At 72.9% G+C, this 13,441-nt stretch carries 7 protein-coding genes; 3 read left to right on the forward strand and 4 right to left on the reverse strand.

Annotated elements, in window-relative coordinates:
- Positions 1–107: 107 nt before the first annotated feature.
- From cydD to hisC, 4 genes are all read right to left on the reverse strand, one after another.
- A complete protein-coding gene (gene cydD, locus QK440_RS02335; protein ID WP_282791218.1) occupies positions 108–3,629 on the reverse strand; it encodes a thiol reductant ABC exporter subunit CydD in 3,522 nt (1,173 codons plus the stop codon).
- A 65-nt stretch (positions 3,630–3,694) separates the two neighbouring features.
- Positions 3,695–4,780, reverse strand: coding sequence for a cytochrome d ubiquinol oxidase subunit II (gene cydB, locus QK440_RS02340; protein ID WP_282791219.1), 1,086 nt, complete (start codon positions 4,778–4,780; stop codon positions 3,695–3,697).
- A gap of 15 nt (positions 4,781–4,795) precedes the next feature.
- Entirely contained in the window at positions 4,796–6,340 is a 1,545-nt protein-coding gene (locus QK440_RS02345; RefSeq protein ID WP_282791220.1) for a cytochrome ubiquinol oxidase subunit I, read from the reverse strand.
- 671 nt (positions 6,341–7,011) lie between these two features.
- A complete protein-coding gene (gene hisC / locus QK440_RS02350) occupies positions 7,012–8,091 on the reverse strand; it encodes a histidinol-phosphate transaminase (protein ID WP_282791221.1) in 1,080 nt (359 codons plus the stop codon).
- Between the two features lie 700 nt (positions 8,092–8,791).
- Between hisC and QK440_RS02355 the strand changes: the two genes are divergently transcribed.
- The 3 genes from QK440_RS02355 (at position 8,792) to QK440_RS02365 (ending at position 13,069) form a co-directional block, all read left to right on the forward strand.
- Positions 8,792–9,913 (forward strand): LacI family DNA-binding transcriptional regulator, encoded by a 1,122-nt coding sequence (locus QK440_RS02355; protein WP_190134544.1) that lies wholly within the window; start codon positions 8,792–8,794, stop codon positions 9,911–9,913.
- Between the two features lie 922 nt (positions 9,914–10,835).
- The gene (locus tag QK440_RS02360; RefSeq protein ID WP_282791276.1) at positions 10,836–11,996 is read left to right on the forward strand and encodes a metallophosphoesterase; all 1,161 of its coding nucleotides are present in this window, start codon (positions 10,836–10,838) and stop codon (positions 11,994–11,996) included.
- A gap of 194 nt (positions 11,997–12,190) precedes the next feature.
- Positions 12,191–13,069 carry a hypothetical protein gene (locus tag QK440_RS02365; protein WP_282791222.1) on the forward strand — a complete coding sequence of 293 codons (879 nt, stop codon included), beginning with the start codon at positions 12,191–12,193 and terminating at the stop codon, positions 13,067–13,069.
- Positions 13,070–13,441: the final 372 nt, after the last annotated feature.

Genomic DNA, 13,441 nt, shown 5'->3' on the forward strand with positions numbered 1-13,441 from the left:
CACCTCCCCGAGGCTCCGCCCGGCACGCCGGCCCGAAGCCCTGTCCGGCACGCTGGCCCCACGCACCCCACGCGCACCCCACGCGCGCCCGGCGCACCGCCCGGCCGTCAGCTGACGCCCGCGGCCGTCAGCCGGTCGGCGGCCGCCTCCCGCTCCCGCATCCGCCGCAGCGGCCCGTCCACGGCCACCAGGTCCCCGTACGCGCCGCGCTGCACGACCCGACCGGCCTCCAGGACGATCACCTCGTCAACTTTGTCGAGTCCGGCGAGACGGTGCGTGATGAGCAGCGTCGTACGCCCCTCGGTGGCCGCGAGCAGGTCGGCGGTGAGGGCGTCGGCGGTCGGCAGGTCGAGGTGTTCGGCGGGCTCGTCGAGGAGGAGGACGGGGAAGTCGGCGAGCAGCGCGCGGGCCAGTGCGAGCCGCTGCCGTTGTCCGCCGGAGAGGCGGGCCCCGTGCTCCCCGACCAGGGTGTCGAGCCCGTCGGGCAGGGACCGCGCCCAGCCGTCGAGCCGGGCCCGGGCGAGGGCCGCGTACAGCTCGTCGTCGGTCGCGTCCTTGCGGGCGAGCAGCAGGTTCTCGCGTACGGAGCTGTCGAAGACGTGCGCGTCCTGCGCGCACAGACCGACCAGGCGCCGCACCGCGTCGCTGTCGAGCCCGGCCGCGTCGGCGCCGCCCAGGGTGTACGTGCCGCCGGTGGTGCCCAGGAAGCGCAGCAGGGCGTGGGCGAGCGTGGTCTTGCCGGAGCCGGACGGGCCCACGACGGCGACGCGGCGGCCGCGGTCGAGGGTCAGGGACACGCCCGCGAGGGCGTCGCGGTCCTGCCCTTCGTACCGGGCCCGCAGGCCGTCGAGGCGCAGCGGGAACGGCGTCGGCGGCACCGGCGCCGGTGCGGCGGGCTCCGGCAGGGGGTCGGGGGCGTCGACGACCTCGTGGACGCGCTCGGCGCTCTTCTTGACGCGCTGGCGGTACTGCACGGCGAGCGGCAGCCCCGTCACCGCCTCGAACGCGGCCAGCGGCGTGAGCACGACCGCGGCGAGCGCGACCCCGCCGAGCCGCCCGTCGTGCACCGCCTGGGCGCCGACGAGGGCCGTCGCGGCGACCGTGAGGCCTGTGGCGAGGGCGCCGAGCCCGTCGCCGAGCGCGGTGGCCTTCGCCGTCCGGGACGCGATCCGGGTCAGCTCGGCGTCGGCGTCCCGGACGTGGGCGGTACGCCGCCGCAGCGCGCCGGCGACCGTCAGCTCGGCCGTCCCCGTGAGCAGGTCGGCGACGCGTGTGGCGAGCACGCCGCGCGCGGGGGCCAGACCGCGCTCCGCACGCCGGGCGACGGCGCCGCTCACCAGCGGCACACCGGCCCCGGCGGCCAGCAGGCCGACGGCGAGGACGGCGCCCGCCTCCGGCAGCAGCCAGGCGGTGAAGCCCACCGCTCCGGCGCTGACGACGGCCGCCGCGCCCGCGGGCAGCAGCCAGCGCAGCCAGTAGTCCTGGAGGGCGTCCACATCGGCGACGAGCCGGGACAGCAGGTCGCCGCGGCGGGTGCGGCGCAGGCCCGCGGGCGCGAGGCGCTCCAGGCGGCGGAAGACGGTGACCCGCATGTCGGCGAGCATCCGCAGCACCGCGTCGTGCGACACCAGGCGCTCGGCGTAGCGGAAGCAGGCACGCCCGATGCCGAAGGCCCGCGTCGCCGTGACGGCGATCATCAGGTGCATCACGGGTGGCTGCTGCGACGCCCGCGAGATCAGCCACCCGGAGGTGGCCATCAGCCCCACGGCGCTGCCCAGGGCGAGGCTGCCGAGCAGCAGGGCGAGGCCGAGCCGTCCCCTGCGGGGGCGCGCCACCGCCCGCACGCGGGCGAGCACGCCTGCCCGGGACCGCGAGTCCTCCGTCGGTGCGCCCGGCTCCCGGGTGTCCCTGCCGGCGGGGGCGGCGCCGTCCCAGGTCTGCGCGTGTGTGCCGCGAGGCGGCTCGGGGGAGCCCGCGGCCCTCGTCCCGGCCGCCGTGTCGGGGGCGTCCACCCGGATGACGCGGTCCGCGACGGCCAGCAGGGCCGGCCGGTGCACGACCAGCACGACGGTCCGCCCGGCCGCCAGCCGCCGGACCGCCTCGACGACCCCCGCCTCGGTCTCCCCGTCGAGCGCGGCGGTCGGCTCGTCGAGCAGCACCACGGGCCGGTCGGCGAGGAACGCCCGGGCGAGGGCGACGCGCTGCCGCTGCCCGGCGGACAGCCCCGCCCCGTCCTCCCCCAGGACGGTCCCCGTCCCCAGGGGCAGGGCGGCCACGAACTCCAGGGCCCCCGCCGCGTGCAGGGCGTCCCGCACGGCCGCGTCGTCCGCGTCGGGCCGCGCGAGCCGTACGTTGTCCGCGATGGTCCCGGCGAACAGGTGCGGCCGCTGCGGCACCCACGCGATCCGCTCCCGCCACCGCTCCAGGGACACGTCGGCGAGGTCCGTGCCGCCGACGCGTACCCGTCCCGCGGTGGGTTCGACGAAGCCGAGGAGGGCGTGCAGGAGCGTCGACTTGCCCGAGCCGCTCGGCCCGACCAGGGCCACGGTCTCGCCCGGCTCGACGGTGAACGAGACCCCGGCGACGGCGTCCGCCGCCCGCCCGGGGTAGCGCACGCGCAGGTCCTCCACGCTCAGGCCGCCCTCGGGCACCGGCCCGGCGCCTCCGGCCGGGACCGGCGTCTCCAGGACCGCGAAGATTTCCTCCGCGGCAGCGAGCCCCTCGGCCGCCGCGTGGTAGCGGGCGCCGACCTGCCGCAGCGGCAGATAGGCCTCGGGCGCGAGGACGAGCACGACCAGGCCGTCGTACAGCGCCATGTCGCCGTGGACGAGCCGCATGCCGATGGTGACCGCGACCAGGGCCACGGAGATGGTCGCGAGGAGTTCCAGGGCGAAGGACGACAGGAAGGCGATGCGCAGCGTCCGCATCGTCGCGCGCCGGTACTCGTCGGTGATCTTGCGGATCGCCTCGGCCTGCGCCTTGGCGCGGCCGAACACCTTGAGCGTCGGCAGACCCGCGACGACGTCCAGGAAGTGGCCCGACAGCCGCGAGAGCAGCCGCCACTGGCGGTCCATCCGGGCCTGCGTCGCCCACCCGATCAGGATCATGAAGACCGGGATCAGCGGCAGCGTGCCGGTGATGATCGCCGCCGACACCCAGTCCTCGGTGACGACGCGCGCGAGCACGGCCACCGGCACCACCACCGCGAGCCCGAGCTGCGGCAGGTAGCGGGAGAAGTAGTCGTCGAGGGCGTCCACGCCCCGCGTCGCCAGGTTGATCAGCGAGCCCGTGCGCTGCCCGCTCAGCCACCCCGGGCCGAGCGCGCCCGCCCGCTGGACCAGCCTGACCCGCAGCTCCGACTTGACCGCCGCGCTTGCCCGGTGCGCGGCGAGCTCGGTCAGCCAGGCCACCGCTCCCCGGCCCACGGCGACCGCCACGAGCAGCAGCAGGGGCGTCCTCAGCTCACCAACCGACAGCCCGTGCTGGAAGGAGCCCACCACGATCTCGGCGATGAGCATCGCCTGGGCCACGACCAAGGCCGCCCCGGCGAGGCCGAGACCCACCACTGTGGCGAGGAACACACGGGTGGCGCGGGCGTACCGCAGCAGGCGCGGGTCGATTGGTTTCACGTGAAACACACCCTCCGAAGAACCGGGGCGGCGGTGTCAGTCGCTGCGGGGCCCATGGTCATGGACTAGTGCGTGCTGCTGCCGGCCGGCAGGTCCGGCTTGCTGTGCGGCAGGTCCGGCGTGCTGTGCGAAGGGTCCGGTGCGCTGTGCGGCAGGTCCGGCGCGATGTGCTGCGTGCCGATGCGCTTGCGGAACACCCAGTACGTCCACGACTGATAAAGCAGCACGACGGGGGTCGCGATGCCCGCGCACCACGTCATGATCTTCAGGGTGTAGGGGCTCGACGAGGCGTTGGTGACGGTGAGGCTCCAGTCGTCGTCCAGCGACGAGGGCATGACGTTCGGGAAGAGCGTCAGGAAGAGCATCGCGACGGCCGCGACGATCGTGAGGCCCGACAGTGTGAAGGACCAGCCCTCCCGGCCGAGTTGGTTGGCGCCGAGGGCCGCCAGCAGGGCCACGACGGCCACGACCAGCGCGACCATGCTCGCCCCGTCGCCGTTGTCCGCCTGGGTCCAGCCGAGGAACCCGAGCGCGAGCACGGCGGTGAGCAGGCCGAGCGCGAGGGCCAGCCTGCGGGCCCGCAGCCGGATGTCACCGACCGTCTTGAGGGCCGTGAACACCGTGCCGTGGAAGGTGAACAGCGTCAGCGTGACCAGGCCGCCGAGGAGCGCGTACGGGTTGAGCAGGTCCCAGACGCCGCCCACGTACTCCTTGCGCGCGTCGATCTCCACGCCGCGGACGATGTTGCCGAAGGCCACGCCCCACAGGAACGCCGGGAGCAGCGAGGTCCAGAAGATCGTGTGCTCCCAGTTGGTCTGCCAGCGCTCGTCGGGCCGCTTCGCCCGGTACTCGAAGGCGACGCCGCGCAGGATCAGGCAGAGCAGGATGAGCAGCAGCGGCAGGTAGAAGCCGGAGAAGAGCGTCGCGTACCACTCGGGGAAGGCGGCGAAGGTCGCACCGCCGGCCGAGAGCAGCCACACCTCGTTGCCGTCCCAGACGGGCCCGATGGTGTTGATGAGCACGCGCTTCTCGGCCCGGTCCCGGGCGAGCAGCTTGGTGAGGACGCCGACCCCGAAGTCGAAGCCCTCCAGGAAGAAGTAGCCGATCCACAGGACGGCGATCAGTACGAACCAGACGTCGTGCAGTTCCATGTCCGGTCAGCTCCTTCAGTACGAGAAGGCCATGGGCCGGTCGGCGTCGGCTTCGGCGTCCGTGCCGGTGCTCGCGCCACCGGGAGGGCCGCCGATCCTGGTGGGCGGGTTGAGGTCGGCCTCGGACAGCTCCGGCGGGCCCTGCCTGACGTACTTGAGCAGCAGCCGGACCTCGATGACGGCGAGGATCGCGTAGACCAGCGTGAAGACGACGAGCGAGGTGATCACTTCACCCTGGGAGACGCCGGGGGAGACCGCGTCCTCGGTGCGCAGCACGCCGTAGACGACCCAGGGCTGGCGGCCGGTCTCGGTGAAGATCCAGCCCCAGGCGGTGCCGATCAGCGGGAAGATCAGCGTCCACTGGGACAGCCGCCACCACCAGGCGCCCAGCTTCGGCGCCAGCTCCTTGTTCCTGGTGAGCATGAGTTTCGGCACCTCGTCGGGTCCCGTGCGGTGCTCGGGCGCGAGCCACACCTTGCGCCGGGTCAGCCACAGCCCGGCCGTGCACAGGGCCATGGAGACGCCGCCGAAGCCGATCATCCAGCGGTAGGACCAGTACGCGGTGGGGATGTTGGGCCGGTAGTCGCCGGGGCCGAACGTGTCCTGTGCCTCTTTGTTGAGGTCGTTGATGCCGGGGATCTCGGCGTTGAAGTTGTTCTTGGCGAGGAAGGACAGCACGCCGGGTATCTCGATGGCGACCTTGTTGTGCCCCTCGGCGACGTCACCGTAGGCGAACAGCGAGAACGGCGCCGGCTTCTCCGACTCCCACAGGGCCTCGGCGGCCGACATCTTCATCGGCTGCTGCTCGTACATGACCTTGCCGAGCGTGTCGGCGCTGATCACGGTCAGCAGGGTGCCGACGAACGCGGTGACCAGGCCGAGCCGCAGCGACATGCGCATCGTGCGGACGTGCCGCTTCCGGCGCAGGTGGAAGATGGCGATGCCCGTCATGAAGGCGCCGCCGACCAGGATCGTCGCCGCGATCACGTGGAAGAAGTTGACGAGCGCCGTCTCCTGGAACAGCACCTTCGCGAAGTCGGTGAGCTCGGCGCGCGGCACGCCGTCCCGCTCCACGAGCCGGTAGCCGACCGGGTGCTGCATAAAGGCGTTGGCGGCGATGATGAAGTACGCCGACAGGACGGTCCCGATGGAGACCATCCAGATCGTCGCGCAGTGCAGCTTCTTCGGCAGCTTGTCCCAGCCGAAGATCCACAGGCCGATGAAGGTCGACTCGAAGAAGAAGGCGATCAGCGCCTCGAAGGCGAGCGGGGCACCGAAGACGTCGCCGACGAACCGCGAGTAGTCGGACCAGTTCATGCCGAACTGGAACTCCTGCACGATGCCGGTGACCACGCCCATCGCGATGTTGATCAGGAACAGCTTGCCCCAGAACTTGGTGGCCCTGAGGTACTGCTCCTTGCCCGTACGCACCCAGGCGGTCTCCAGGATCGCCGTGAGGGCGACCAGGGAGATCGTCAGCGGGACGAAGAGGAAGTGGTAGACGGTGGTGATGCCGAACTGCCATCGCGCCAGGGTCTCCGGCGCCAGTGCCAGGTCCACGTCGTCTTTCTCCTTACGTGCCGTGGTCGTAGCGGCAGTTTGCCCCTTATGTCATGGACATCCCGGGGCAAGCGGGGCACGCTTGTGAACGCGTTCACATTCACAAGCAATTATGTCCTATGAGCACCACGGCTTGAAAGGGGGGTCCCGTTACCGCCGGGAACGGGCTAGAGCGCGGGCGCCTGTGCGGCGTCCCACCGCCCTGATCAGGCACTTTCGCGCCCGGTGGGGTGCTGAGGGCGCGGGTGAGGCTGCCCGCAAGGCCGTCACGCGCGTCAATCTCTCACCGGAGGGGTCCTCGGGGCCCTTCGGCCCTAGCGGAGTCCCGAGGCACCGGGGACACCCCGGCTCCCGTGAGCCCCACTCGTGAGCCTCTCGCGGGAGCCGGGCGCGCGACGGACCCGCGGCGGTCGGCAAGGCGCCGAGGCGGTAGACCGCACCATGCCGAAGGCCCCGAGGTGGCAGACCGGGCCATGACATACGAAGGCCGGACGGCCACGCGCACGCGCCGTCCGGCCCTACGCCTCACCCAGGGCGGCTGGGTGGCCGGAGCTGCCTGGCCCGACTCCCGCGACGCCCCTCACCCCGGAGGGAAACGCAAGGCCAGGACCAGAGCTTCTCGCGGAAGGCGGAAGCGGCGGTCCAGGCCGCCGCCTCCCCCTGCTGGAGTTTCAGAGCTCCTTACGGAAGGCCTCCGCCGCCTTCAGGAAGATGTCGTTGGCCTCCGTCTCACCGATCGTGACGCGGACGCCCTCACCGGCGAACGGCCGCACGGTGACGCCCGCCTGCTCGCACGCGGCGGCGAAGTCCACGGTCCGGTCGCCGAGGCGCAGCCAGACGAAGTTCGCCTGGGTGTCGGGCACCGTCCACCCCTGCCCCCGCAGCCCCTCCAGGACACGTGTGCGCTCGGTGACCAGGGTGTCGACGCGGCTGAGCAGTGCGTCCTCCGCGCGCAGCGAGGCCACCGCGGCGTCCTGGGCGAGCTGGCTCACTCCGAACGGCACCGCCGTCTTGCGCAGGGCGGCCGCCACCGGCTCGTGCGCGATCGCGAAGCCGACCCGCAGCCCCGCGAGGCCGTAGGCCTTGGAGAAGGTGCGCAGCACGCAGACGTTGGGCCGGTCACGGTAGAGCTCGATCCCGTCGGGGACCTCGGGGTCCCGGACGAACTCGCGGTAGGCCTCGTCGAGCACCACGAGGATGTCGCCGGGCACCCGGTCGAGGAAGCGCTCGAGGTCGGCCCTGCGGACCGACGTTCCGGTGGGGTTGTTGGGGTTGCAGACGAAGATCAGGCGCGTGCGGTCGGTGATGGCCGCCGCCATGGCGTCGAGGTCGTGCACCTCACCGGACGTCAGCGGCACCCGCACCGACGTGGCCCCGCTGATCTGCGTGATGATCGGGTACGCCTCGAAGGAGCGCCAGGCGTAGATCACTTCGTCACCGGGGCCGGAGGTGGCCTGGATCAACTGCTGGGCGACGCCGACGGAGCCGGTACCCGTCGCGACGTGCGTCGCCGGTACTCCGAAGTGCTCGGCCAGCTCACTCATCAGCTCCGTACAGGCCATGTCCGGGTACCGGTTGAAGGAGCGGACCGCCTCCATCGCGGTCTCCATCACGCCGGGCAGCGGCGGATAGGGGTTCTCGTTCGAGGACAGCTTGTAGGCCTGCGCGCCCTCGGCCGCGGCGGGCTTGCCCGGCTTGTAGGTGGGGATACCCTCCAGCACGGCACGCAGCCTGGGGCTCGTCTCGCTCACCGCGGTCCTCCTCGTGATCATCCGACCTTCAATGCTTCTCACCTTATGAGGATTCGCCGCCGCTGCGAATGCCCTGGCTGAGTAATCGGTGGGGACGGGCTCCGCGAGGCCGGCGCGGGCACCCTGCCCGGGTGGGGCCGCCGCACCCTTTGCCCGCGAGCGGCGGAGGGGCCTTCCGTCGATCCGCCGGCGCGCCTGCCACCCCGAGCACTCCAGCGGAACCATCCCGAGGCCGGCTTCCCACAGCACCACCCACGGCTTCCCGCGGCACCACCCGGCCGCCCGCGGCACCACCCACGGCCTCCCGCAGCACCACCCCCGAAGGCCCGGCGGCCCCCTCTCCGGCCGCTCGGCCACGGTCCCCGCGGTGGCTCCCGCGCCGGACCCACTCCGCACCCCGCTGAACCCGCTCCGGCTCACCACCACCGCGCACACTCCGAAGGGGCGCCCCCGCCAGAGCCACGCGCCGGTGGCTCACTCCGTGGCGCGCGTCCCCCGTGCAGGTGAGTTGAGACCTCTTCGAGACCTGACCCATTTGGCAGGCCCCTACGCGACGACAAGGGGGCGATACCGAGTCACTGGCCCAACTCCCTTGCTTTCGAAGGTGATTGCCCCGTCACAGCCATGCAGAATCGTGCCTGTCAACGGGTGAATATGCGCCCGCACTACCCACCCCCATGAGCCCTACTATCGGCTCGCCATGACAGCAGCAGGGAAGCACCAGGTGAGCCGAGCGGAGACCGCCCGCCGGGGCAACAGGCAGAGCCGAGCCGGCATCAGAGACGTCGCCGCCGCAGCCGGTGTCTCCATCACGACTGTCTCCGACGCGCTCAACGGCAAGGGCCGGTTGCCCGACGCCACTCGACGCCATGTCCGTGAGGTCGCCGACCGCCTCGGCTACCGCCCGTCGGCCGCGGCCCGCACGCTGCGCACGGGCAAGTCGGGGCTCATCGGCCTGACCGTGACGACATACGGGGATGAACCTTTCACCTTCACGGAGTTCGCGTACTTCGCGGAGATGGCGAGAGCCGCCACCTCCGCCGCGCTCGCCCGGGGCTACGCCCTGGTCATCCTGCCCGCGACCTCGCGCCGCAGCCCCGTCGACGTCTGGTCGAACGTGGCGCTCGACGGCACCGTCGTCGTCGACCCCTCCGACCACGACCCGGTGGTCAGCGAGCTGGTCCGCCAGGGCCTGCCGGTGGTCTCCGACGGCCGCCCGGCCGGGGCGCTGCCGGTGACGGCCTGGGTCGACAACGACCACGAGGCCGCGGTCCTGGAGATCCTCGAGCACCTCGCCGCCGCCGGCGCCCGCCGCATCGGCCTGCTCACGGGCACCACCACCGACACGTACACCCATCTGTCCACGACCGCCTACCTGCGCTGGTGCGAGCGCGTCGGCCAGGACCCGGTCTACGAGTCCTACCCGGCCCACGACCCGTGCGCGGGCGCCGTGGCCGCCGACCGCCTGCTCGCCCGGCCGGACCGGCCCGACGCCGTGTACGGCCTGTTCGACCCGAACGGCACCGACCTGCTCGCCGCGGCCCGCCGCTACGGCCTGCGCGTACCGGACGACCTGCTCCTCGTGTGCTGCAGCGAGTCGACGGTGTACGCCACCACCGAGCCGCCCATCACCACGCTGTCGCTGAAACCGCGCCGCATCGGCACGGCCGTCGTCCAGTTGCTCATCGACGCCATCGAGGGCTTGGACACCGGCCGGCCGGTCGAGCAGGTGATACCGACCGAGCTGATCGTGCGCACCTCGTCCGAGCGACGTCCGCCGCGCACGACCGTCAGTCCGCCCCGCTCGCCCGGCCACAGCTAGGTTCCGGCGCGTCGGCCCCGGTCCACGACCCGGGGCCGGCGCCCGCCCGGATCCGCCCGGGCTGTCGTGACCTGTGGGGAAACCTCGGTCCAATTCGGGAGAAAACCATGGTGAAGTGGGGCTCCCCGCCGATTCACCACCCCTGGTGCACCACACAGCGACAGCCGCATTCCTATGATGGGCGGACGACACCGCGGGCCGCTGCGACCAGGCAGTCCGATCCCGGTGCAGATGCGGCGCAATGGTGGTGGAGGGGTCGATGACTCAGGGGGCCGGTCAGGGACCCGAGGTGCGGACGGCGACGCTGCGCGACTTCCGCGTTCCCGCATATGTGTACGAGGGCGTCCGCGAGACCGTGAACCAGGCCGCCGACCAGGCCCATCCGCCCGCCGACCAGGCCCATCCGCCCGCCGACCAGGCCCACCGCCCCACCGGCCCCGGCCACCACCAGCCGGTCGAACCCGGGCACCAGCCTGTCGGACCCGGACACCGGCCTGCCGACTCCGGGCACCCGTCCGCCGTGAACGGTCACCACCCGGCCGAGCCCGGTCAGCACCCCGCCGCCCCCGGCCCCCGTTCTCCCCAGTACGGCGAGCAGCCCGGGGACCACGGCTACCGCCCCGGCGCGCCGGGCGACCAGGGCCCGCACCCCGTCGAGTACGTCGGACAGCCCGTCGAGCAGATCCCGCACCCGGTCGAGTACGACGAGCAGCCGGACCCGTACGACGGGCAGTCGGCCGAATACGACGGACAGTCGGCCGAGTACGCCGGACAAGCGGTCGCCTATGCGGACCAGGCGGGTCCGGCAGGCGCGACGGGCCGACCGGACCAGACCGCCGAGTACGCGGACCGCTCCGCGGAGTTCGCGGACCGCTCTACCGAGTACGCCGAAGCCGAGCGGCAGCCCGCCGCCCCGCACGGCGTGCCGACCGCCCCGGCCCCCGCGCCCGCCCAGGACCAGACCCACGTCGTCCACCCCGCGGAGGCGCAGGGCGGTCCCCCGCCGCGCGTTCCCGCGCAGCGGGGCCCGGAGCTCGCCGCGCACGCCCCCGACAGCCCCGCGCGCCCCGCGGCCCCGCAGACGGCCGTGGGTGCCCCCGACCCCCTGGTGGCGCAGACCCACCCCGGGTCGGCCGCCGACCTGCCCGAGGGCTACACCCCCACCGAGCGCGACCTGCCCGTCATCGGCCGCCGCGGCGACACCGTGCAGGTCGAGGTGCGCGAGATGCCCGAGCCGCCGCCCGCTCCCGGCACGGAGGAACTCGGTCCGCTGTACGTCGTCGGCGACGTCCACGGCTACCTGGACGAGCTGGTCGCGGCGCTCCAGGCCGAAGGGCTCATCGACGCCGACCTCACGTGGTGCGCGGGCAACACCCGGCTGTGGTTCCTCGGCGACTTCACCGACCGCGGGCCCGACGGCATCGGCGTCATCGACCTGGTGATGCGCCTGTCCGCCGAGGCCGCCGCCGCGGGCGGCTACTGCAAGGCGCTCATGGGCAACCACGAGCTGCTGCTCATCGGCGCCAAGCGCTTCGGCGACACGCCGGTCAACTCCGGCGCCGGCACCGCCACGTTCCAGGCCGCCTGGCTCCTCAACGGCGGCCAGAAGACGGACATGGAGCGCCTGGAGGACCACCACCTGCAGTGGATGGCCCGCCTGGACGCCATCGAGGAGGAGGACGGGCACCTGCTCGTGCACTCCGACACCACCGCGTACCTCGACTACGGCGACTCCATCGAAGAGGTCAACGACACCATCCGCGAGGCCCTCACGCGCAACGACCCGGACGAGTACTGGGACCTCTTCCGCAAGTTCACCAAGCGCTTCGCCTTCCGCGACGACAACGGCGCGCAGGCCGTGCGCGAGCTCCTCGACGTCTACGGCGGCAGCCGCATCGTCCACGGCCACAGCCCCATCCCGTACCTCCTGGGAGAGGTCGGCTCCGAGTACGACGGGGATGACGACGGCCGTCCCGTCATCGAGGGGCCGCACATCTACGCCGACGGCCTCGCCATCGCCATGGACGGCGGAGTGACCATGGCCGGAAAACTACTGGTGTGCCAGCTCCCTCTGGCTAACTGAGCGTTCACCGGGCAGGGGCACCACGAGTACACCGCGCGGAGACAGGTCCCGCTGGCCAGCGGGCCAATTCTGGAAACCCCCTGTCACCGCGTACTGTCACGGCTCTACCATCGCTCTATCCGTAGCAGGCTCCCCTCCGTTCCTGCCCGACGGCTCGTGACCCTGCGAGCCCCAGCCCTACGGAGCATCGGGGGATGCACATGAACAGCGCTCCACACCTGCTCAATGAGGACCGCCCCGAGTACACGCGGATCCTCGACGAGGCGCTGCGCACCGCACCGAACCGCCCGGAGCTGGCCGCGGTGGGCCAGCGACTCAACCCCGAGCAGCTACGCACCATGGCGCTCAACGCCACCGCACTGATCACGGCCGCCGCAGCGGCTGAATACCGCCATTATGTGAAGGTCCGTGAGGATCTGCGCGACTCCGGCACCTCCGCCTCACCACCGGTCCGTGAAGGGAGCGGGCCCAGCTCCACCCCGGCCGAATCCGCGTCCGGCGGCGTCGGTCTCGCCACGATGGGCGAGGTCACCGAGACCGCCGGGGCCGGAGCGGTCGCCGTGGTCGCGGTTCTCGCCCCGCTGCTCGCGGGCGCGGCCGCCGCGATCTTCCTGCTCGTCGGCTACATCCTGAAGATGCTCGACCCCGAGCCCGCCTTCGCGGACACCCTGCTCACCGCCGGGTGGCTGTTCGGCGCGCTCACGGCGGCCGCCATCCTGGTCGCCGCGGTCGGCCTGCTCCTGACCGCCCTGCGCAACGGCTCCACTTCCCTCCAGGCAGGCTCGCACGACGAGCGGAACACGGAAGTGGAACGGGCCAGGGAGGCCTGGAGCCAGGCACTCCTGGAGCGCGGCATCCTGCCGTTCCTGCGGGAGGCGCTCGCGGAGCCGGGCACGGCGCCCGGCCCCCGGACGCCGCCCGCCGGCCCGACCGGACGCATGCCGCAGCTCGGCTACCACAAGCCGGGGTTCAGCAGCCCTGAGGGCGGCTCCACCACCGGCACCCGGCCGAGCTACTCCAGCCCGGACTTCTCCAGCCCGGACTACGGAGGGCCCGAGCACCGGCCCGAGTAACCCGACGGACGTCACCCGGTCGCCGGTCGGCGACGGGAGCGGCCCGGTCGCCGCCCGGCGACGGGGCCACTCCGGTCCGCCCGGGACCAGCACCGGCCCCCGCGCAGGGCGCGCCAGGCCCCCGCCCCGGCGCGCCAAGAGGCCGCTCCACCCTGCCCGTACACCGGTACGGACCACGAACAGGCGGGTACGGACCACTGAACAGGCGGGCCCGACTGCCCGGAGACCCGACTGCCCGGGGCCCGACCGTCCGGAGACCCGACCGTCCGGGGACCCGACCGCCGCCCGGAGGGCGGCCGCCCGGCCCCGCGTCCGCCCGGTCCGGGACCGGCGCCGAGTGCGGGACCGACGCCGAGGCCGGGACCGGCACTC

This window comes from Streptomyces sp. CC224B, assembly GCF_030010595.1.
GTDB classification, from domain to species: Bacteria; Actinomycetota; Actinomycetes; order Streptomycetales; family Streptomycetaceae; genus Streptomyces; species Streptomyces longispororuber.